We start from the raw sequence: 23346 nt of genomic DNA on the forward strand, positions 1-23346 counted from the left end.
AGTACTTATATTTACTCCTTAATTATCACCCTCAATAATCACTTAAATGGACGAGTTGATCGTATTTGGCATTCTGGTGTTTGCCTTGGTATTTTTCATATGGGGTAAATTCCGCTATGATGTAGTTGCTATAACGTGTTTGTTAGCGTTGGTACTGTTCGGAATCACCCCGCCTGACGAAGCTTTTGTAGGCTTTGCTCATCCTGCAGTAGTCACTGTTGCCGTGATCTTGATCGTAAGCGCAGGGCTTCAAAGCTCGGGACTCATCGATATGATTGGGAACTGGGTGATGAGAATTGGAAAAAACACTTTGCTCCAAGTCGCTGCATTGAGTACCATTGTCGCCTTTGCTTCTGCATTTATGAACAATATAGGTGCCCTTGCAGTGATGATGCCTGTAGCTCTCCACCTAGCAAAGAAAAGCGGCAACTCCCCTTCTTCACTCCTGATGCCTATTGCTTTTGCTTCACTTCTAGGTGGAATGATCACCTTGATAGGCACCCCTCCCAATATCATCATATCTAGTTATCGTAGCAATGAAATGGGCGACGCATTTCGCATGTTTGATTTTGCCCCAGTGGGTATTGGCGTCACGATCATTGGGCTTGTTTTCATCATCCTACTAGGTTGGAGATGGATTCCAAAAAGAATAAATGGTAGCACAAAAGGCGACAATTATTTTGATATTGATGAATACATCACTGAGATCATCATTGAGGAAGATAGTAAGTTAGCGGGAAACCCCCTCATGCATATTCATAAAATCAGTGATGCTGAAATTCAAGTGCTCAATGTGATTCGAAGTAGCTATTTGATACATGCTCCTGACATGAATATGGTAATTAGGAAAGGTGACATTATCACAATATCTAGTGACGGAGAAGATCTGAAAGAATTTCTGGAAAAAAGCAATAGCAAACTAGTACCCAATCAAGAAACGGAAGAAAAGGCCATAGGAAGTAGCGAAATATCCATTGTAGAAGCTGTAATCATGGCCGAAGCTCCTATCACTAACCAAACAGCTAGTAGCTTAAGTATGAGAAATAGGTTTGGTGTCAACTTATTAGCAATCTCAAGACAAGATAAAAAGATTAAAAAGCGACTTGACAAGATAAAGTTCAAAGTAGGTGATGTCCTTTTGATTCAAGGGAACACAGAAAAGATCAATGACAGCCTACAAGCTATGGGATGCTTACCATTGGCTGACAGGGGCTTCGAGTTAGGCAAACCAAAAAGAGTAATCATAGCACTATCTATTTTTATCACGTCTATTGCCTTGGTGATCACCGATATTATCCCAGTCCAGATCAGCTTTACATTAGCAGCCTTAGCGATGGTTTTGACCAATACACTAAGCATCAAAGATATCTATCAAAAAATAGATTGGCCCGTTATTGTGCTTCTCGGAGCCATGCTCCCCTTAGGAACTGCTCTGGAAGAAACTGGTGGCGCCAACACAATCGCAAGTCAATTGGTGAAAATCGGAGCAGACTTCCCTCCTGCTGCTACCCTAACACTATTCTTTGTCACTACCATGCTTCTTTCTAATGTGATTAACAATGCAGCCTGCGCAGTGTTGATGGCTCCTATAGCCCTGAGGATTGCAGAAGGTATGGATGTATCATCAGATCCTTTTCTTATGGCTATTGCCATAGCGGCATCAGCTGCATTCTTGACACCTATCGGGCATCAGTCCAATACACTTGTGATGGGACCAGGCGGCTATGCTTTCAAAGATTATTTAAGAATGGGAGTTCCCATTTCAATTTTGATCACATTGGGAGCAATCCCCCTGATTTTATTCTTCTGGCCTTTATAAAAACTCTCAATCTAGGCTATTTTCAGAGTTTTTAAAGTAATCCCGCACTTGAAAGCTCTTGAAAAGTTCATAATTTGTTAAAAACCAGAAACATGGTTAAAATTTTAACCATAAAAACGAATAAAAACATAATATCACTAAAAATCGGTTTAAATTTTAACCATAAAAAAAGGAATCTTTGAAAAAGATTCCTTTGTTGGGTTTATTTGCAACTGACTTCAGCCATATTTACTTTGGTAAATTTTAAACTTTGTGAGTTTTTTCGATACCAAAATTTTCTAAACATAACAAAAACATAACAAACAACCATAAAACTTTGAGAAAATTTTTTCAAAGTTTTTTATACTCCAATTTTCCTTTGGTCTTCACCTCTCCCAAAATCAATGATTTTGATAACATCAGTTACCACAAACAAAACTGCTACTTGTATACAAAAATCTCATTTGTGCTTTTTTTAAACTGAAAATATCTTGAAAACATATTATCCGCAGCATACACCAATCCAAAAATCATTTATGGATTTTAAATTATGTAGAGAATTATATTTTACTCAAACAGCTTTTTGAATTTATCTGGAAATATTAACTTTATCAAAAAGCCAATTCCCTATGAAAAATATTCAGGAAGTAATATCTAAAATGGATGAAATAATTGGAGAATGTGAGTCCGAAAGTTCCCGAATAGGCTATTTCGCCATTCTTTATAGACAAGTAACCGTTCGTATAGCACTGGGTATAGCCAAAGGTGAGTTTGAAGACAACCCTAGAATGGAGCATCTAGATATTATATTTGCCAAAAGGTTCATTGATGCCTATGAAGGATATAAATCAGGAAAGTTGATTACGAAGAGTTGGCAGACCGCTTTTGATGCAGCCAAAAGCAAGCACCATATTGTATTACAACATCTTCTGTTAGGAATAAATGCCCATATAAATTTAGATCTTGGGATCGCCGCAGTAGAAACAGTAGGGACAGCCAATTTATCAACGATCAAAAATGATTTTGACAACATCAACGTGGTGCTTGGTGAATTGGTAGACGGTGTAAAAAACAACATTGGAGCATTGTCTCCACTATTTAGACTCCTAATCAGATTTGCAAAAGACAAGGATGAGCTATTGGTAAACTTCAGCATCAGGATAGCCAGAGATGGAGCATGGAAATTTGCCAACGATTATCATTTAGCCATAGACAAAGCCGATTGTATTTCAACTCGGGACCTAATCATTGCTGGATTGGCTGAAGAAATGATTCGCCCAGGCTCTAGGCTAAGCAATATATTGAAGATCATCAGCTTCACCGAATGGAGATCTGTGACAAGTAACATGAAGCAGCTAGACCAAGTGGTAAAAGAAGCTGGGAAATGAAATCATTTTAAAGTTTACAATTCAAACTCAAGTTTCTCCTTCTCTTTCACACCAAATTTCTAAAACCATAATAACAGCAAAGTAACTTAATCATCAACCATTGCTTCTAAGAATCTCCATGGGCGGCTTATTGATAACCTGCCGGCCATTTAGCCAGCCTAAGACAATGGTCAACAAAGTCAGGCTTAAATAGACAACCAATGCTTCCTCATAAGCCCCTCTGAAAGGTAAATTGAAAACAAACTTACTCAACAAGAAAGTAGCCAAGAATGAAAGTAAAATCCCGCTCAATGATGCCAATGAACCTAAAAAGAAATACTCCAAGGTATTGATTTTTCTTACTGTAGCACTATCTGCTCCCAAGGTACGTAAGAGAATACTCTCACGCATTCTTTGATATTTGCTTATGATCAAAGAACTCACCAACACCAATATCCCAGTGGCTATGCTAAAGAATGCCATGAACTGAATCACAAAGCTAATTTTACCTAGAATTTCTTCTAAGGTCTCCACTATAGCGCCAAGATTGACCACAGAAACATTAGGGAATGACCTCACTATATTTGACTGGACCTGAGCAGCCTGCCTATCATTTTTGGTTTTGGTAATTACTACGTGAAACTTAGGAGCACGCTCCAGGACACCTTCGGGAAACAATACTAAGAAGTTTGTAGAAACTTGATTGAACTTCACCTCTCTAAAACTTCCTATGTAAGTCTTGATTGGCCTTCCTTGCACATTGAATATAATCTCATCACCAAGCGAAAGCCCAGTCCTCAAAGCGTAACTTTGATCAAAAGAAACAAATATACTATCACTCGGGCTATCAACTTTTCTCAAAGCCCCTTTCACTAATCTTTCCGAAGAAATCAATGTGTCTCTGTATGTAACTCTAAACTCTCTATTATACAATCCCCTGGATCTCTTGTCTTCATCTGGCAGGGTATCGTTTGCCGCTTTGGTAAGTCCATTGATAGACTCCAGACCAATAGTGACTATGGGTACTTGCTGAAGTACTGGTATTCCTTCAGACTTGACTCTTTGCACTACAGCATCGATTTGATGATCTTGTATATCAAAAAGCAACATGTTGGGTTGATCTTCCTTATCAGCGAACTTCGCCTCTTCAAGCAACTGTCCTTGTACAAAAAACAAAGTACTGATCATGGCTGTCCCCAAGCCAATGGTAGCTATCAAAGAAGTAGTCTGATTGTTTGGTCTATACAAGTTTGCCAAAGATTGCCTGATGGGATAACTCAAACTAATCGGTAAGAATTTCTTGATAGCCCACATGACCAACAAAGCAACAGACCACAATACTCCAAATGAAAATATAACAAAACCCGTAAAACCAAGTGCCGCTTTCCAATCTCCTAAAAGGCTAAAACTAAAGCCAAAGACAAACAAAAGAATTCCCAAGATCACCAACCACCTCAAAGGGTCGCTACTTACTTTTATTTCTCCTTCATCTGGTCTCAAAGTTGCCATTGGAGATACTTTTCGCATTTTCAGCAAGGGCAATAAAGCAAAAAGGAAAGCCACCAATAAGCCTGTTAAAACACCCATTCCTATGCTTTTCCATGATAGAGAAACACTCACCTCCACAGGAAGAAAATCAGCAAACACTACTGGCAAGACAAACTGAAGGGCAGAACCAAGCGCAGCTCCGACTACGGCTCCGAAAAATCCCATAATCAAAATTTGGAGCATGTAAATCTGAAGCGCTTGCCAAGAAGAAACTCCCAGACACCTTAAAACAGCTACAGAAGGTAGTTTTTCTTTTACAAACACATTCACCGCACTCGCTACACCCACACAACCAAGTAGCAAAGCTATAAATGCCACCAAGCTTAGGAAGCTAGCCAAATTATCAAAAGACCGCCCTGTCCGCTTCCTTCTTTCTTCCACCGTATCTACACTTACTTTATCTTCCTCCCATTGAGCTTCAAATGGCTTAACCACTTCATCTACATCGATACCATCTTCAAATTGATAATACCTTACATAACGTAACCTGCTGCCAAACTGAATCAATCCCGTGGCCTCTCCATACGCCAATGGAATATAAACCGCAGGTGCGACTGTAGCCGTAATCCCAGTCTGACCTGGTACTTTTTGTAGCTCACCAACGATTTCAAAAGTCAAATCACCTACCTTGATGCTATCACCTACTACGGCATCAAACTGTGCCATCAGCACTTTCTCTACGAGTGCTTTTCTCCCACCAGATCTAAACGCATCAGGGGCATCTTCAGGAATGGTTTCCAAAACACCATAGAATGGGAAATCCCCCTCAAGCATCCTGACTTGAGTAAGCCTAGAATCTCCAGATTTGGGAAACAAAACCATGCTGGCGAAATTGATTTCATCTGCTTGATCTATTGCAATCGAATCTGTAGGTTGAGCTCCTAGAGACTTATTATTTTCAATAACCAAATCTGCACCTACAAGCTCCTTAGATTGATTTTCTATATCAGACTTCAGGTTGTCTCCAAAAGAACTGATTGCCACCAATGCAGCAATTCCTACTATCATAGATGAAACAAAGAGTGTCAGACGAGAGAAGTTCTTGCGGAAATCTCGCAAGGCCATACTCCAAACCCAAGCAAAACTACCCATGGCTTTCCTCCTGAATTTTACCACCTTTGATATAGATTATACGGTCTGTTTTTTGAGCAAGATCAGTATCATGAGTTACCAGAATCAAGGTGGTACCTTGGGCTTTATTCAAATCAAAAATCAGGTTTTCTATCAATTCCCCTGTATCTGTATCCAAATTACCTGTTGGCTCATCTGCAAATAAAATCTTTGGCTCATTGGCAAAGGCACGGGCAATAGAAACCCGCTGCTGCTCGCCTCCTGACAGTTGTGTAGGGTAATGCGTCACCCTATCTTTTAAACCTACTTTCTCCAATAGCTCCATAGCTTTCTCTTTAGCATCTTTTCGCTTTTTCAGCTCCAGAGGAACCATAACATTCTCCAAAGCTGTCAAGGTGGGCAAGAGTTGGAAGTTCTGAAACACAAACCCAATCGAACGACTTCTGACAGCCGCTCTCTCATCTTCATTCAACTTCTCAAAAATGTGCCCATTCAATATGATAGAGCCCGTAGATGCCGTATCTAAACCTGCACATAATCCAAGGAGCGTAGTTTTCCCTGAACCCGAAGGACCAACAATAGCTATTTTCTCTCCCTCTTGAATTTCAAAATTAACTTGATCTAGTACAGTTAGGCTTTTGCTTCCACTTTGATAGGTCTTGGAAACATTATTTACAGTTAGTATGCTCATGAAATATTGATTACTTTACAGGTATGAGAAGCTTAAACGAGGCATTTTAAATTTCGGATGCTACATAAAGAAATAAAGATAGTAGGATTATCTATTTATTAGCAATTTTGAAACGACAATGCTATCAGATCGTTGACAAGAAGTGAACTGTATCAATATTTATTGATATTACACTTATACCATCAACAACATATCAGCACAGTATTTAAAAAAAATTGAAAACCCGATTTACCCAAATCCTGTGATTCATGGATAATGGAACAAATCAAAACTAGTCACAAAATTCAAGCTACTCTTTTATCAAAGAAATCGATTTAACAATCTCAAAACAAAGCAATCCTTCGAGGGTTAATTTTTTTTAAGACCATGGATCTATTTTGATAAAATGACATTAATTTTAGCTTGAACCCTCGAACATTTTCCTAAAGGTGATTTCCCTTGCACTATTAAAAAACGAATTAGCTTGATCACAAATAATCGATAAATAAATATGAATTTATTAAGAACTTACTTTTCCTTAGCCCTCCTAGTAGGCGTCTTCTTTACCACATCTTGCAGTAGCAACTCATCAAAAGAAAAGCAATCTGAAGACTACCAAGAAGCTGTAGCCAACACGATTGAAGAAAAAAAAGTAATTCTATTCTTTGGAAACAGCTTATCTGCAGGCTATGGAATAGAAGCAGAAGAGTCATTTCCTGGACTAGTAGCTTCGAGAATTGATGCTTTGAAATTACCCTATAAGGTAATCAACGGAGGACTTTCGGGAGAAACTACTGCAAGTGGTCTTAGTAGATTAGATTGGTTTTTGGAAGATGAACCATACATTTTCGTATTAGAGCTAGGAGGAAATGATGGCTTGAGGGGAATAAACTTATCAGAAACAAAGAGAAACCTCAAAAGCATCATTGAAATGGTAAGGTCTAGGTATCCAGATACAAAAATCATCCTAGCAGGCATGCAAATCCCGCCTAATATGGGAAAAGAATATTCAGAAGAATTCAGACAAATGTATCCACAGGTAGCCGAGGAAGAAAAAGTCACCTTGATTCCATTCTTACTAGAAGGAGTGGCTGGAGATCCAGACCTTAATCTCCCTGATGGCATTCACCCAACTGCCGAAGGACACCAAATAGTCTTTCAAAACATCTGGCCTTATATTGAGGAGAAATTGTAGCATAGAAATTCCCTGACCTATACTCAAAAACACTCAAGCTTTACCAAAGAAAGGGTTTATAAACTTACAAAAAACTAAAACCTTTTAGCTTGGATAATTCCAAATTTTGCATCATTTTTACCATTCATCAAGAATTCCTCTCAAAAAAGAAGGATCGTGGTGAAAGAATCCTCTAAATCCAAAGAAAATTTATTAATCTTACGAACAATAACCCCTTAAAAATTGAGTACATGAGTTTTGAAATCAAATCTACAGCAGAGCCTTATGATGTAATCATAGTAGGCTCTGGAGCTGGAGGCGGGATGGCTTCCAAAATTTTATCAGAAGCTGGTCTTTCAGTAGCAGTAGTAGAAGCTGGAGCGGACTTTGATCCAGCAAAAGACGAAGATAGAACCCAATTAAGATTTCCATGGGAATCCCCAAGAAGAGGAAACAGCACAAGAGTAAGACCATTTGGAGATTTTGACGCTGCCATTGGTGGCTGGGACATTGAGGGTGAGCCTTACACTTTTACCAGAGGAACAAAATTCGATTGGTTCAGGTCTAGAATGGTAGGTGGAAGAACCAATCATTGGGGAAGGATATCGCTTCGTTTTGGCCCAGATGATTTCAAAAGAAAAAACATAGACGGCCTTGGTGACAACTGGCCAATAGGCTACGATGATCTTAAACCATACTACGACAAAGTAGACAAATTGATTGGGGTCTTTGGATCCAAAGAAGGCTGGAGAAATGAGCCAGATGGTTTTTTCCTACCTCCTCCTAAGCCGCGTCTTCATGAAATGTACATGATGAAAGGTGCCAAAAAAGCAAATATTCCAGTGCTTCCTTCTAGACTTTCTGTGCTTACAAGGCCAATAAATAACGAAAGAGGGGTTTGCTTCTTTTGCAACCAATGTAATAGAGCTTGTCAAGCCTATGCTGACTTCTCTTCGGGAACATGTCTTGTGCATCCTGCGATGAAAAAGGGTAAGGTAGATCTTTTTACCAATTCCATGGTAAGAAAAGTGACTACTGACGATCAAGGAAAAGCTACTGGAGTTTCTTTTATAAGTAAAGTGGACTTGAAAGAGTACAAGCTTAAGTCAAGGGTAGTGGTTCTTGGTGCCTCAGCATGTGAATCAGCCCGTATCATGCTCAACTCCAAGTCCAAATCTCATCCAAATGGAATCGGAAACAGCACGGGTATGGTCGGAAGGTATCTACATGATTCCACTGGAGCTGACAGAATGGGAATCCTCCCAGAGTTGATGGAAAGAGAGCGTTACAATGAAGATGGTGTCGGTGGTATGCACGTCTATACCCCATGGTGGCTTGACAATAAGAAATTAGATTTTGCTCGTGGATATCATATAGAGTATTGGGGAGGGATGGGAATGCCTTCATACGGAGTTGGATTTGCAATGGACACCATGAGAAAGCACCTCAAAGATGAGTTTGGTAACCCAAGCCCTAACGGTGGATATGGTGAAGGCTTGAAAAAAGACATTCGAAGGATTCAAGGATCCACTTTAGGTATGTCTGGTAGAGGTGAAAGTGTACCGCAATACACGAATTATTGTGAAATAGACCCTACTGTAGTGGATAAATATGGTATTCCAGTGTTGAGATTCAACTATCAGTGGACACAAGATGAGATTCTACAAGCCAAGCATATGCATGAGACTTTTGAAGAAATTATCACCAATGCTGGTGGTACACTTCTAGGTAGCAAGCCTGGTCCTGAATCTTTGTATGGCCTAGCTACTCCAGGAAGAATCATCCATGAAGTGGGTACTACGAGAATGGGGGACAACCCAGAAACATCCGTACTCAATAGTAACTGTCAAGCTCATGATTGCAATAACTTGTTTGTTGTAGATGCTGGTCCATTTGTCTCTCAAGCTGATAAAAACCCTACATGGACAATTTTGGCTTTGAGCTGGAGAACTTCCGATTTTATCGTTTCAGAACTGAAGAAGAAAAACATCTAAATCCAAGACCATGAACAGAAGAGAAAACCTCAAACTCCTTTTCACTGGAGCCTTGGCTTCAGGATTTTTACTTACCAACTGTACCCCGGAAGAGAAACAAGCTGCGCTTTCTCCTGTAAACCCTGGAGGAACAGTAGGTGGCCGTTCAGATGATGAGATTATCATCGACCAAAGACTTCTTTCCGAAGTATTTCTTACAGAAGAGGAAAAGAAAAAACTAGCCGTATTAGCTGACATAATTATACCAGCTGATGCTGAGTCTCCAAGCGCCACTGAAGTGGGCGTAGTAGATTTCATTGAGTTTATGATGAAAGATTATCCCGCATACAAAATTCCTATGCGAGGAGGCCTATTATGGCTAGACCATTACAGTGTAGATCATTTTGACAAAGCATTTCTTGATCTTAATGAGACTGACAGGATGAAAATCATCGACGAAATCGCATGGCCAGACAAAGCTAAACCAGAACATATTGGCGGTGTGATGTTTTTCAATATGGTCAGGAATTTGACAGCCACTGGATTCTTCACTACAGAGCCTGGGTTCAAATATTTGGGCTATGTAGGCAACAGACCTAATGTATGGGATGGTGTACCAGACCATATTATGAAAGCTCATGGTTTTGAATTACCAGAAAAATACATTGACATCTACCTCAAGCCTGAAGAGCGTGGACAGCTAGCAGAATGGGATGCTGAAGGCAATATCATTCGAAAAGCTTAAAATAATTTGATAAAAAAGCCACTGGTATTCAGTGGCTTTTTTAATTTTGCGTTCTTAAACTAATTTATGAGAAAGCTGATCACTATCAAAAACATCTTTTTGCCCTTATTATTCTTCCTAGCATTGGCAAGTTGCACCAAAAATGTAAACATGTCTAGGCTAATGCCAGCTGAAATTGACATCCCTAATCATGTTCAGAGACTTTTGATAGTAGATCGCACAGCTCCTCTTAATGATGGACTTGCCGCACTGGAGGGGCTGATTAGTGGAGAAGTACCTTTTGAAGTGCGTAATGCAGTAGAAGCCACCATTACCTCTGTACAGCAAGAGCTTAATACCTCGCCAAGATTTGAAGTAATCAGAGCCAGGGAAAGACTTCGAGGAGGGCTTTTTGCTCATACTTTTCCTGCACCTCTTACTTGGTCTCAAATAGAAGCATTATGCAAGGAATACGATGCGGATGGTGTATTGGCTTTAGAAAAATTCAGCTCAGACTTTATTGTAACAGACAAGAGACAACTTATCAAGAAAACTGAAGGAGAAGGAAGAAATTCCAGAACTGTGGAGGTTCAAGGAATTTATGCTGAAGGTGTTGCTTCAGTCAAAGTTGGTTTCAGGTTGTACGATCCTCAAAATAAAAACATCACTGATCAAAGAGACTTTGAAAAGACTAATCTATGGTCGGCTGAAGCAGAAACTAAAGCCCAAGCTCTGGCTCTGATGATCGACAAAGCAAAAGCAACTCAATATGTAGGTCAAGTAGCAGGCACAAGCTATGCCCATAGAATCGCCCCGATGTACCTTAATATCAATAGGACAATATTTCAAAAACCTAAAAGCAATACAGCTTTGGTGCTGGGTGCTAGGCATGGGGAGATCAATCAATGGGAGGAAGCCATAGATGTATGGAAGGATGGTTTGAACAACTCAGTAAGTGAAAAAGAAGGTGGAAGAATATGCTATAATATCGCTGTGGGATATGAAGTACTGGGTGAACTTGAAGCCGCCAAGTTTTGGGCTGGTAGGGCCTACACCTCTTACGGATTGAAACAAGGTCGCAACTATGCAGATCAATTGAATACCAGAATCATGCAGGAAGACCGACTAAGACAGCAATTGAAAAGAGATTTTTAAATCAAAATTACCGATAATCATATTGTTTTTTGCATCAAGTTGTAATGAATCACCTTGATGCAATTTTCATTTTTTATTTTTTTCGTTATATTCAAGAATCTATTAAACCATATTCTTCGCCTATTGATATTCAATTCTTTTGCTTGGATCACACTGTAGATATACTGAATGGACAATCAAAAAAATATCATAAAAAACGCATCCTAAAATAATGGAAAACTCAACTTTATTCTCGACCCGATTGTTCATATTTTTCTCTTTAGGTCTTTTTCTCTTTACAAGCTGTGGTAAATCAAGTGAACAAGACCAAAAAGAAAATCAAGAAGTAAATGTTTATACATTTGAAATCATAGATTCTGTCATGGTGGACTACTTAGGAGAAGTCAATTGGTCAGCTATCAGTCAAGACGGTGAGCACTTCCTAGTTTCTGATTGGCAAAAGAAGGATATTTTGTTGATTTCTTCCGATGGGGAAATCTTGAATTCATTCAACAAAACAGGAGATCAACCAGATGCAATAGGATCTTCCGCACTATCAAGACCACAATTCACCAAGTCAAATGAATGGGCTATAATGGGCCGTAAAGGTATTTCAGCTTTTGATTATGAAGGAAATCAGACTAGAAAAGCATCTCCAGACTTCCCGTCAAATGTATCTTTCATCCAAGCTGACGCTGACAACTTACTTTTCATTGGAGAGGACAAAGCCATTGTTCACTTGATGGGTAGAGACGAGAAAATGAACTATTATATCAACCCAGAAGCTACTCAGCTAGAATTGATCGATTTAAAAGAGGGGGATTTTAAGGGAATTATTACTTTCCCTGAAGAATCCAGGTTCAACAATCAAGATGAAATTCATGATGTAATGGCTATCATGCCTGCCATGAGGGTTCACAAAAACAAGTTTTACCTTGCCTTCAAAAATGATCCGAAAATATATATCTATAGCTTAGAAAACTTGGACACACCTACAGCCTCCATTACGGTAAATACAGATAAATTTGAATTAAAGAAAGGGTTAGACCCGTCAAAAGCTGATTTTGGAAATATCATGATCATTCCTCGTGATTTTTCATATGGTGGTATTGAACAGATTTTTGTTCAGGATGAAAAAATCATCATTGAATATTCTTCCGGACTTTCGGAAAGTGAGTTTAGTGACTTGGAAGCTGAAAATTCGGATCCCAATGTATTGTTCTCTAGTGTATTTCAGAAAAACAAAAAGAAATATGCAGTAGTAGATTCAGAAGGAAATCTAACTCCTCTCAATTTCCCTGACAAAGCATGGAGAATCTCTTTTGTTGACAACCAGGGTGCATTTTGGCTAGCCTACAATCAAGAAGAAGAGTTGGATTATGAATTGATTTACAAAGCCAAACTTGTATCTCAATGACGAAAAATAAGGTAATTATAGGATTGTTCCTGTCCATACTAACTTATGGTTGTTCACAATCAAATACAGACACAGCCCTAGAAGAATCACAACTTTACTATGACCTAGAGATTGTAGATTCCTTGATGATAGATTATCTAGGAAACCTTGAGTTGCTCAGTGTCAACTCGGATCAGGAACTATTTCTCTTTATGGGCAATGATCATGGACATGTTTTTCTTGTCAATAAAGCTGGAGAAATTATATCATCCTTTGAAAAACCATCTGATGCACCTGATGCATTCGGTCAACTAAATTTAGGCTCCACTTTCTTTGATGATAAAATTGCAATTTTAGGGAGATCTGTAGTTAATTTCTATGACCATCAGTTTAACCTGCTGAAAAATTTCAAAAAAAGCTACCCTAGTAGTGGCATGATATATTTAGGTTTTGATCATTTACAACCTGGAGAAATTGGTGGCAAAAAGACCCTTATAGCATTTACTGGTGGTCCTCAAGCCAACGCTCATTCCAATTCAAAAGCATATTACAGAGAATACAATACCTTAGATATCATTGACCTTGAAGATGAGGAATTTCTCCCCATAATTCCACTTCATGTAGATAGTAGATATGCCAAAGGTGAAGAAGCACATGACTTTATCAAACCTTTGTTTCAAGTAGATAAAAATCAGATCACATTTGTTCATAAAGAAGATACACGTTTTTATCAGTTTCAGTTAGATGATTCAACTTTCATGTCCGAAACTATTCCTTTCGATAAGTTTATCATGAACAAAGGATACGCTATTGATGGTAGGCAAGATTACGAAACACCAACAGACAGACCTGGTGGAATTTCTCAATTCTTGAAGGTCAACAATCAGCATCTGATAATTTATCGATCGGGCTTGAAACTAGATCAACTTCCAGGACCAGAGACACCAGATGATGAAAAGTATATGAAGGTGCTACAACTTGATAAAGAAAAACTAATGGTGCGTGAGTCTGATGGTTCATATAGTCTCCCAAGCGATGTATCTAACAGGTTTAGAGTTGCACGAGTAGATGCCAAAGGGCGAATTTGGGCACTTCAGGTCTTAAATGAAATCGAGTATGAACCAGATATGGTCACCATCTATGAGCTAAAACTAGTCAAAAAAACAAGGGGGTGAAAGTTAGGATTCATAATTCAAATCAAAAACTATAGCCATCCTAAATGGGATAGCCATAAAACAAAAAGTTGATCCATTATCGAATCCTAGACTCAACAATGGATCAACCATCTTTCCCTTAACTTGCTCCTGTTTCTATTTTTTATATTTCAGATCAAAGCGATCTAAGTTCATAACTTTTACCCAAGCTGAGATAAAGTCTTTGACAAACTTTTCTTGGTTATCTTGCTGTGCATAAACCTCAGCCAAGGCTCGTAGTTCTGAATGTGAACCAAAGATCAAGTCAGCTCTCGTAGCCGTAAACTTGGTTTCTCCAGTAACTCTATCTTTGCCTTCAAATACCTCTTTTGCTTCATCTACTGCCTTCCATTCAGTACTCATATCCAATAGGGTCACAAAAAAATCATTGGTAAGCTTCTCTTTGTCTTGCGTAAATACTCCATGATTTGATCCATCAAAGTTGGCTCCTAAGGTCCTCATACCTCCTACTAAGACAGTCATTTCAGGTGCCGTTAAGGTTAACAACTGAGCTTTATCAACTAACAACTCCTCTGTAGAAACAGTATACTTTGTTTTCAAATAGTTTCTAAACCCATCCGCCATTGGCTCAAGTAGCTCAAATGAAGCTATATCAGTCATTTCAGCTGATGCATCTGTACGTCCTGGGCTGAAAGGAACATTGAATTCAAAGCCTGCGTTCGATACTGCACTTTCTACAGCTGCTGTCCCACCAAGAACAATCAAGTCGGCCAAGGAAACCTTTCTATCTTTGGACTTGGAGTTAAATTGCTCTTGAATTTTCTCTAAAGTCTCTAATACTTTCGTTAATTGTGTTGGGTTATTCACTTCCCAATTTCTCATAGGCTCAAGCCTTATTCTAGCACCATTAGCCCCACCTCTCCTATCAGATTCTCTGTAAGTAGAAGCGGATGCCCATGCTGTGTTTACCAATTCCGCCGAAGTCAACCCACTGTTCAATAGCTGCTTTTTGAGATTTTGAATATCACTTTCATTGATTACTGGATGATTCAATGCTGGTACAGGATCTTGCCAGATCAAGTCTTCATCAGGGGCTTCCGGACCAAGATAAGTCGTGTTTGGCCCCATATCTCTATGTGTAAGTTTAAACCAAGCTTTAGCAAAAGCCTTATTGAATGCATCTTGATCTTCTAAAAACCTACGCGATATTTTCTCATAAATAGGATCATATCTCAACGACAAATCAGTGGTCAACATGTATGGCGGCTGCTTCTTTTCAGCATCGAAGGCATCAGGTATGATATTCCCAGCATCCTTGGCTACCCACTGATGAGCCCCAGCAGGACTTTTGGTGAGTTCCCAGTCATATTTGAAAAGAAATGTCAAATAGTCGTGACTCCACTGTGCTGGAGTAGAAGTCCATGTCACTTCAAGACCTGAGGTAATTGCATCAGCACCTTTACCTGATTTGTAAGAACTTTTCCAACCGAAACCTTGCTCTTCTATATCCGCAGCTTCTGGTTCTGGCCCTACATGATCAGCGGGACCAGCTCCATGCGTCTTGCCTAACGTATGTCCTCCAGCTATCAAAGCAACAGTCTCCTCGTCGTTCATCCCCATTCTCCCGAAAGTCTCTCTGATATCATGGGCTGCAAGTACTGGGTCTGGATTACCATTTGGACCTTCTGGATTCACATAGATCAATCCCATCTGAACTGCTGCAAGAGGATTCTCTAGCTTTCTTCCTTTACTGTATCGCTCATCTCCAAGCCATTCTTTTTCCTTTCCCCAATATACATCAAGCTCTGGCTCCCAAGTATCTTCACGACCACCTGCAAACCCGAAAGTCTCAAAACCCATAGACTCAAGAGCTACATTCCCAGTCAAAACCATCAAGTCTGCCCAAGATATTTTATTACCGTATTTTTGTTTGATTGGCCAAAGTAACCTTCTGGCTTTGTCCAAGTTACCATTGTCAGGCCAGCTGTTCAATGGTGCAAATCGCTGCTGTCCTGACCTAGATCCTCCTCTACCGTCACCTGTTCGGTATGTTCCAGCACTATGCCAAGCCATTCTGATAAAAAGCCCTCCATAGTGCCCAAAATCCGCTGGCCACCAATCTTGAGAATGTGTCATCAAGTCTCTCAAATCCTGCTTCAAAGCATCATAATCTAGGCTATTGAATGCAGCTGCATAATCAAATTCCTCCCCCATAGGATTAGACAAGGAAGAATGCTGTCGGAGAATCCCCAAGTTCAATTGATTTGGCCACCAGTCTATATTGCTAGTAGCCTTCTTTGCAGAGGGGCTCTTTTTTGTTGCTCCTGACCAACCATCAGGGGTTGGCATCTCTTGTGAAATCGCACTAATTACTACGCTAAACAGTAGTAGCCATGTGTAACAAATCTTCTTCATATAAAATATTAATTGTTTTTAATTACCTTTTCGATATCACAAAAGTATTATCTATCGAATCATTAGAGAAATCGATAATTTCTATCTGTAATTGAAAAATATTATCAAACAATTTCCAAGTGACGCGTAAGTCCTGATTTACAAAAAGGTGTATCTAGACAAAAATGATATGTGATACATCATTAACATTTAAAAAAATGTAAAACTTGAGGCTTTGGACATGATTTTTGGTAATTTAGATCAAAATTCAACCTATGAATAAGGCTCAGACCACCTCCACCATTCTCATGGTACGACCTGCAAACTTTGGTTTCAATGTAGAGACTGCCGAGAACAATTTTTATCAACAAAAAGACGCTAGAGGAGATAGTGAAATCAATCAACTCGCCCAAGCTGAATTTGATGCTTTTGTCAGTTTACTTAGGGCCAACGATATCGAAGTGATTGTGGTAGCAGATACTGACATTCCCTCAAAATCTGACGCTATTTTTCCAAATAATTGGTTCAGCACGCATCAAGACGGGACTGTTATATTGTATCCAATGTTCTCGAAAAACAGACGATTAGAACGTCGAAAAGATATTTTTGAAAACTTAATGCATGAGGGGTTCAAAATAAACGAAGTGGTAGATTTAAGTTTTTTTGAGCAAGACAATCAATTCCTTGAAGGCACAGGAAGCCTTATATTTGACCGTGTAAACGACATAGCTTATGCATGTAAGTCTATAAGAACCCAAGACATTCCTTTACAATACCTTGCTAGGCTCTTGTCTTATGAAATATGTGATTTTGAAGCTACACAACTAATTGAGGGCACCCCTTCTCCAATCTATCATACCAATGTCATGATGCATGTGGGTTCACAATTAGCTGTAGTTTGTTTGGACAGCGTGCAACATTCTTCCGAAAAATTAAAGTTGAAAGAAACACTAGAACAAAGTGGCAAAAAAATCATCCCAATCACCGCTAAGCAAAAATTCAGCTTTGCAGGCAATATGCTGGAAGTAAAAAACACTTCTGGTCAATCATTTACAATCATGTCGCAAACAGCCTATGATTCACTTTCAAAGGCTCAAAAAAATAGCATTTTGAAATACACCAAAATAATAACACCTGACATTCCCACAATCGAAAAAATTGGCGGTGGAAGTGCCAGGTGCATGATGGCTGAAATTTTCTTGCCAAAAGATTAATGTACAAGCAATCTTTTCAGTTGAAAACCATTAAAACAACCCTGTGTAATTGAAAGGGCTGATGTTCTTCAGCTCGATTTTGATCGCATCACTCACTTGAAGCTGATCGATAAAATCCGCTATAGATTGCTCGGTGATCTTGGTATTGGTTCTTGTCAAGTCTTTTAGAGCTTCATAAGGCTTCGGATACCCCTCCCTTCTCAAGACAGTCTGAATAGCCTCTGCTACTACTGCCCAGTTTTCATTCAAGTCTGCGTCTATGGCTGCTTGATTCAGTTCTAGTTTGTTCAGACCTTTCACCAAAGATTCTAGTGCAATAAGCATGTGTCCCAAAGGAACACCAATCACACGCAAAACAGTACTATCAGTCAAATCCCTCTGCAACCTACTGATTGGTAGCTTGGCTGATAGGTGATCAAAAAGCGCATTAGCAATCCCTAAGTTGCCTTCAGCATTTTCAAAATCGATTGGATTTACCTTATGCGGCATAGCTGAGGAACCTATTTCCCCTGCTTTTATTTTTTGCTTGAAATAATTCATTGCGACATATTGCCATACGTCCTTCGAAAGATCCAAAAGGATCGTATTGATTCTTTTTAGTCCATCAAATAAGGCCGCTAAATTGTCATAATGCTCGATTTGGGTAGTTGGATAACTTCTCACTAATCCCAAATAGTCAACCACAAAACCATTAGCAAAAGTCATCCAATCAATTTCTGGATATGCCACATGGTGCGCGTTCATATTTCCTGTAGCACCCCCAAATTTTGCAGCATAAGGAACTGTCTCTAAGAGTTCCAGTTGCTTTTCCACTCTAGTCACAAAAACCTGAAATTCTTTCCCTAGTTTGGTAGGAGAAGCTGGTTGACCGTGAGTCTTGGCAAGCATAGAAACATCTCTCCACTCCTCTACCCTAGTTTTCAAATTACTCATCACTTGATCAAGCAATGGAAGTACAGCTTGCGCTAACCCATCCTTTAGCATCAATGGTGTAGCTGTATTGTTGATATCTTGAGAAGTCAATCCAAAATGGATAAACTCCTTGAATTCACTCAAATTCAAGCTATCAAACTTCTCTTTCAAGAAGTACTCGACAGCTTTCACATCATGATTAGTGACTTTTTCTGTTTCTTTGATCTGTGCGGCATCTTCCAAGGAGAAATTCTTGACCACATCTCTGAGGTCTATGAACAAGCTTTTATCAAATCCCTTCAATTGAGGCAAAGGCAATTCACACAAAGCTATAAAATATTCCACCTCTACATGTACCCTATATTTAATCAGGGCAAATTCAGAAAAATACGGTCTCAATGGTGCAGTTTTGCTTCCATACCTACCGTCTATAGAGCTGACGGCTGTCAGTTGGCTAAGATTCATGATTTTAATTTTTGTTTTGAGTGTGCAAATTTAGCCGATAATACCCAAAAACAGCTACTCTACTGAGAATAAAATCGATTTGATCAGAGAAATCGCCTTTAAGAAATCTTCGAGGGTTCAAGATTGAATTAATATCATTTAACAAAATTGAAACCTATTGACCTAGAAAAAGATTAACCCTCGAAGGGTTGTTATGCTCAAGGATTGTTAAAAGCGATTTCCTTGTCAATTTGATAAGAATACCTGATTGGTAAAATGATTTTAGTAACTTTGCACGGAATAAAGATTCATAACCATTCTTTAGTACAAATCAATAATTTTCCATAGAAAATGAAACCAGTTTCGAGTTTTTATGTTGTTTGACCTAAAGGCTAATATTCAAGTTGAGTAGGTAGAGATACATACAAAAAGTAGCTACCCTAATTTGGAGAACCAGTATAAAGTATCCTAAGCATGTTCAATTTATTTAAGAAAAAGAAATCTGAACCTTCAAGAGGTGATCAGTACTTATCGTTAAAAATCAGAGAGATTGTTAAAGAAACTCCTGACACAGTCAGCATATATTTTGAGCAACCTGAACCCTATCTGGACTATAAGCCAGGACAGTTTATCACGGTTATTTTAGATATCAATGGCAAAGAAGAAAGGCGATCTTACAGCTTATGTACTTCTCCATTTGTAGACCCATTTCCCGGAATCTCCGTCAAGAGAGTCTCTGGCGGCATAGTATCTAACTACCTCAATGATCAGTTGAGACCAGGAAAAACCATGGAGATCATGAAGCCAATGGGGAATTTCACCAAAGATTTCCATTCGAAGAATAACATCCAGTACTTTATGATCGCTGGCGGAAGTGGAATCACCCCGATCATGGGTTTGATAAAATCAATCTTGATCAATGAGCCAAGCTCGAAAGTGACTTTACTTTTCTGCTCAAGAAATGAAGAACAAATTATTTTTAAGAAAAACATAGATCTCCTTGCCAGTCAGCATCCCGAAAAACTCGAGGTAATTCACAACCTCAGCCAACCAAGCGCTGACTGGACTGGAATGAAAGGCCGGCTAGATTCTACCAAGGTCAAAGAAGTACTAAGCTGGAGTGAAGATGCATCAAAATCAGAAAAAAGATACTTTGTATGTGGGCCAGAAGGGCTAATGAGTACTACACTGAATACACTTAAAGAGCTAAACATCCCTGAATCCATCATCCATGAAGAAAGCTTCTACAGTGATTTGGATGCGAAAGAAGCAGCCATGAAAGCTAGTGGAGAGATCGGGCCTTCACTGACCAGAGAGATCACTGTGAACGTCGAGGGTCAGGACTATACCTATGAAGTAGCTCCTGATAAGACAATCTTAGAGGCAGGCTTGGACAATAACGTCGACATGCCATACAGCTGCCAAAGCGGCCTTTGCACAGCATGTAGAGGAAGGTTAGTCTCTGGAAAAGTCGACATGATCGAGGATGCAGGGCTCAGTGCAGGTGAAATTGCAGATGGCTATATCTTGTGTTGTTCATCTAAAGCCGCTAGTAGTGACATTAAAATCATTATAGAATAAGAATAAAATCACCTTGGAAAAAGATCCTATAAGACCAATATATCATAGCTTAGAAAAATCATCATTGATTATTATAGCTTGCGCCATTCCTGTTTTTGCTATTGTTTACCTTATTTCACAAAACAACACCCTTGATCTTGACAGACCAGATCTACCAATTATCATTGACTATGTATTATTGGGGTGTATTTATGCGGTATTGGCTGTTTCTTACTTGAATTTCCAGAATGCTATAAAAGCAACACTTAAAGCGCCAATGGAATTGATAAACAAAGTAAGTATTTACAAAACAGCTACTTTGAACAGGTTAAAACTTCTGCTTTTATGCAGTATCCTTAGTCCACTTGGGCTATACCTTTTCGAAAATAACGGCTACATCATTGCCTATGCCATCACCTTAGCACTTCTATCACTAGGCAAACCAAGTCCTGATCGAATGGTCCGTCTCATGAGATTAAAAGGAGAGGAAAGAGAGCGGGTGATCAGGATCAAGACGAGAGAGGAAAGCTGATTGAATTTTAGATTGTAGGTTGATTTATTATTTTCGAAGCTTTAGAACTTGTACTGTATATCAGAGGCCTGCCTTAAACGCGTTTTAATCCCCTCTATTTCGTTGAAAAGTCATCAAGTAAATTAAGAGTGAAGCATTGGGATTGGGGTTAAAACATTACATTTTGTTCAGTTAGGTAATATGCTGGACTCTTAAATACGACTTTTTATCATTGCTTTAAAGCTTAGAAAAATGAGAATTCAACGTTAAGAGTTAGCATCAAGTAAGCGAAAATCTTCTGGAAAACTACCCAAATCAATCCCCCAAACCAAAGGAAGGAGGTAGTATACAAATAAAGTTATCAACAAAATTGAAATCACATTTAGCACAAATCCTGTTTTTGCCATGTCCCGAATGGTGAAATAGCCGGAGCTAAATACCACTGCATTGGGCGGAGTAGCTACTGGGAGCATAAATGCGCATGAAGCTGATAATGTAGCCGCAATCATGATCCCATAAGGATGGACGTCCATACTTGTAGCCAAAGCTGCCAAAATCGGTAAGATAATGGTGGTAGTAGCCAAGTTGGATGTCAATTCGGTCAGGAAATTGATCGCTGCTACCATAAATAATATCACCAAAATGAGTGAAGCACCTTCAAGCAAGGTGAAATTACTACCTACCCATAGAGTCAATCCGCTAACTTTGAACCCTTCAGCCAATGCCAAACCACCTCCAAATAAAAGTATGATATCCCATGGCAGCTTAATCGCATCTTTCCACTCCATTAGCGGTTTTTTATTTTTCCCTGGCACAATAAACATCAAAATCCCCCCAACCATTGCAATCACTGTATCACTAATCCCATCGATAAACGGATCTAAAAGCCAAGATTTGGAAATCCACCCAAATGCTGTAAACAGGAAAATTGCAGCTACCATTTTTTCCTCATAGGACACACTTCCTAGCTTTCCAAGTTCTACTTTGATAGTTTCATTCCCTCCTTCATGTCTTTCATTTTTCACCTTATATACTGTGACCAGATAAAACCATGTCAAAAACAACAAGAACATACTCAAGGGAAACATCACTATAAACCAATCCAAAAAATTAATTTCGACCTGATATATTTCGGATACTATAGAGCGGAACACCAAGTTCGGAGGTGTTCCAATCAACGTTGCCAAGCCACCTATTGAAGCTCCATAGGCTATCCCGAACATCAACACTATACCAAATCGATTCTTGTTTTGATTACCATTTCCTTTGAAGCTTTCAAATTGATTTGCTATGGCTATCCCAATGGGGAGCATCATCACACTGGTCGCAGTATTGGATATCCACATAGAAAGTAAAGCCGTAGCGATCATAAAACCTAAGACAATATGGCTTAGCCTATTCCCAACAAGAAGCAAAATATTGAGCGCTATCCGCTTGTGAAGGCTCCACTTCTCTATACTCAATGCAATCAAAAACCCTCCTAGGTATAAAAAAACAATCTCATTTCCATAATTGAGCGTAGTACTCTTCGCTTCTAAAATCCCTGTAAGTGGAAACAAAACAATGGGCAATAAAGATGTCACTGGTATAGGAATCACCTCGGTCACCCACCACAGAGCAATCCAAAAAGTTGCCCCTAATACTACTTGAGCTGGAGCTGTCAAACCCCAAATGGGGTCTATGGTTAAGGAAATCAAAAACACCAGTGGACCTAGCACCATGATGATCAATCTATTCATTGTCTTTACTAATTTGTCAGGTTATCAATAAATGGTTAAAAAACTTAATCATTAAAACTTACCAAAACTAAATACCTTGAGCATCTTCTTACTTTCAATCATTAACCCTCCTTGAACCCAATATACTTTTAGAAAACTTTCAACCCTCCAAACTAATTGAATTTTTTCGAAATCAATTAACCTTGATGCTAAAACAAAAGCCCGTGGGCGCAATTCTATCTAAAGGTTCAACTTATAGGTATGTTTGGCAAATTAGATTGCTGTGATTTTAAATAAAGAGTATAGTAAACTCTAAGCATACTCACAATAATCTAAATTTCAACAAAAAAACAAGCCAACTCAAGGCATTATTCCTTAAGTGGGGTTAGGTAAGATTTATTAACCAACTAGGGCGTGCCGAAAAACGCCAATTGGAGAATAAATTCATAATATTTTGATTAACCCTACTTTGTCATGTTTCTGGGGATCTGTTTAAATTTCTTTGAATCTGGCGTCGATAAGCATAAAGGTGTTTGAGACAATAATCCATGGTACTCTCAAGGTTTTCCCACCTGCTAGAGATA

General features: G+C 39.0%; 16 protein-coding genes. 11 read left to right on the top strand and 5 right to left on the bottom strand.

The genetic code is table 11. The features are described 5' to 3' along the window. The first annotated feature begins 46 nt into the window (after positions 1 to 46). A complete protein-coding gene (locus MM239_RS15780) occupies positions 47 to 1819 on the top strand; it encodes an SLC13 family permease (protein WP_241349219.1) in 1773 nt (590 codons plus the stop codon). A gap of 608 nt (positions 1820 to 2427) precedes the next feature. Next, complete coding sequence (locus MM239_RS15785) at positions 2428 to 3186, top strand: DUF5995 family protein (RefSeq protein WP_241349220.1); 759 nt, start codon at positions 2428 to 2430, stop codon at positions 3184 to 3186. A 93-nt stretch (positions 3187 to 3279) separates the two neighbouring features. Here the strand turns inward: MM239_RS15785 and MM239_RS15790 are convergent, their stop codons facing one another. Next, on the bottom strand, positions 3280 to 5805 hold the full coding sequence (locus MM239_RS15790; RefSeq protein ID WP_241349233.1) for an ABC transporter permease: 2526 nt from the start codon (positions 5803 to 5805) through the stop codon (positions 3280 to 3282). Beyond that, the gene (locus tag MM239_RS15795) at positions 5798 to 6475 is read right to left on the bottom strand and encodes an ABC transporter ATP-binding protein (protein WP_241349221.1); all 678 of its coding nucleotides are present in this window, start codon (positions 6473 to 6475) and stop codon (positions 5798 to 5800) included. The genes MM239_RS15790 and MM239_RS15795 overlap by 8 nt, the downstream gene beginning before the upstream one ends. A gap of 490 nt (positions 6476 to 6965) precedes the next feature. Between MM239_RS15795 and MM239_RS15800 the strand changes: the two genes are divergently transcribed. The 6 genes from MM239_RS15800 (at position 6966) to MM239_RS15825 (ending at position 14030) form a co-directional block, all read left to right on the top strand. Beyond that, positions 6966 to 7649, top strand: coding sequence for an arylesterase (locus MM239_RS15800; RefSeq protein WP_241349222.1), 684 nt, complete (start codon positions 6966 to 6968; stop codon positions 7647 to 7649). A gap of 230 nt (positions 7650 to 7879) precedes the next feature. Continuing rightward, a complete protein-coding gene (locus MM239_RS15805) occupies positions 7880 to 9622 on the top strand; it encodes a GMC oxidoreductase (protein WP_241349223.1) in 1743 nt (580 codons plus the stop codon). Between the two features lie 10 nt (positions 9623 to 9632). Next, positions 9633 to 10346 carry a gluconate 2-dehydrogenase subunit 3 family protein gene (locus tag MM239_RS15810; protein ID WP_241349224.1) on the top strand — a complete coding sequence of 238 codons (714 nt, stop codon included), beginning with the start codon at positions 9633 to 9635 and terminating at the stop codon, positions 10344 to 10346. 66 nt (positions 10347 to 10412) lie between these two features. Then, on the top strand, positions 10413 to 11480 hold the full coding sequence (locus MM239_RS15815; RefSeq protein ID WP_241349225.1) for a DUF6340 family protein: 1068 nt from the start codon (positions 10413 to 10415) through the stop codon (positions 11478 to 11480). 211 nt (positions 11481 to 11691) lie between these two features. Continuing rightward, positions 11692 to 12876, top strand: coding sequence for a hypothetical protein (locus MM239_RS15820; protein WP_241349226.1), 1185 nt, complete (start codon positions 11692 to 11694; stop codon positions 12874 to 12876). Continuing rightward, positions 12873 to 14030, top strand: coding sequence for a hypothetical protein (locus MM239_RS15825; RefSeq protein WP_241349227.1), 1158 nt, complete (start codon positions 12873 to 12875; stop codon positions 14028 to 14030). The genes MM239_RS15820 and MM239_RS15825 overlap by 4 nt, the downstream gene beginning before the upstream one ends. Before the next feature lie 135 nt (positions 14031 to 14165). Here MM239_RS15825 and katG read toward each other — a convergent pair whose 3' ends face one another. Continuing rightward, complete coding sequence (gene katG, locus MM239_RS15830) at positions 14166 to 16424, bottom strand: catalase/peroxidase HPI (RefSeq protein ID WP_317235642.1); 2259 nt, start codon at positions 16422 to 16424, stop codon at positions 14166 to 14168. Between the two features lie 254 nt (positions 16425 to 16678). Between katG and ctlX the strand changes: the two genes are divergently transcribed. Continuing rightward, positions 16679 to 17617 carry a citrulline utilization hydrolase CtlX gene (gene ctlX / locus MM239_RS15835; protein WP_241349228.1) on the top strand — a complete coding sequence of 313 codons (939 nt, stop codon included), beginning with the start codon at positions 16679 to 16681 and terminating at the stop codon, positions 17615 to 17617. 30 nt (positions 17618 to 17647) lie between these two features. Here ctlX and purB read toward each other — a convergent pair whose 3' ends face one another. After that, on the bottom strand, positions 17648 to 18994 hold the full coding sequence (purB, locus tag MM239_RS15840; protein ID WP_241349229.1) for an adenylosuccinate lyase: 1347 nt from the start codon (positions 18992 to 18994) through the stop codon (positions 17648 to 17650). 453 nt (positions 18995 to 19447) lie between these two features. On the opposite strand from purB, the gene MM239_RS15845 reads away from it, so the two are divergent. Together MM239_RS15845 and MM239_RS15850 are read left to right on the top strand one after the other, a co-directional pair. Beyond that, positions 19448 to 20554 (top strand): ferredoxin--NADP reductase, encoded by a 1107-nt coding sequence (locus MM239_RS15845; protein ID WP_241349230.1) that lies wholly within the window; start codon positions 19448 to 19450, stop codon positions 20552 to 20554. A gap of 13 nt (positions 20555 to 20567) precedes the next feature. After that, a complete protein-coding gene (locus tag MM239_RS15850) occupies positions 20568 to 21065 on the top strand; it encodes a hypothetical protein (protein ID WP_241349231.1) in 498 nt (165 codons plus the stop codon). Between the two features lie 245 nt (positions 21066 to 21310). Here the strand turns inward: MM239_RS15850 and MM239_RS15855 are convergent, their stop codons facing one another. Then, complete coding sequence (locus tag MM239_RS15855; RefSeq protein ID WP_241349232.1) at positions 21311 to 22783, bottom strand: SLC13 family permease; 1473 nt, start codon at positions 22781 to 22783, stop codon at positions 21311 to 21313. Between the last annotated feature and the right edge of the window lie 563 nt (positions 22784 to 23346).

Origin of the sequence: Belliella filtrata, assembly GCF_022549775.1 — a bacterium.
Lineage (GTDB): Bacteria > Bacteroidota > Bacteroidia > Cytophagales > Cyclobacteriaceae > Belliella > Belliella filtrata.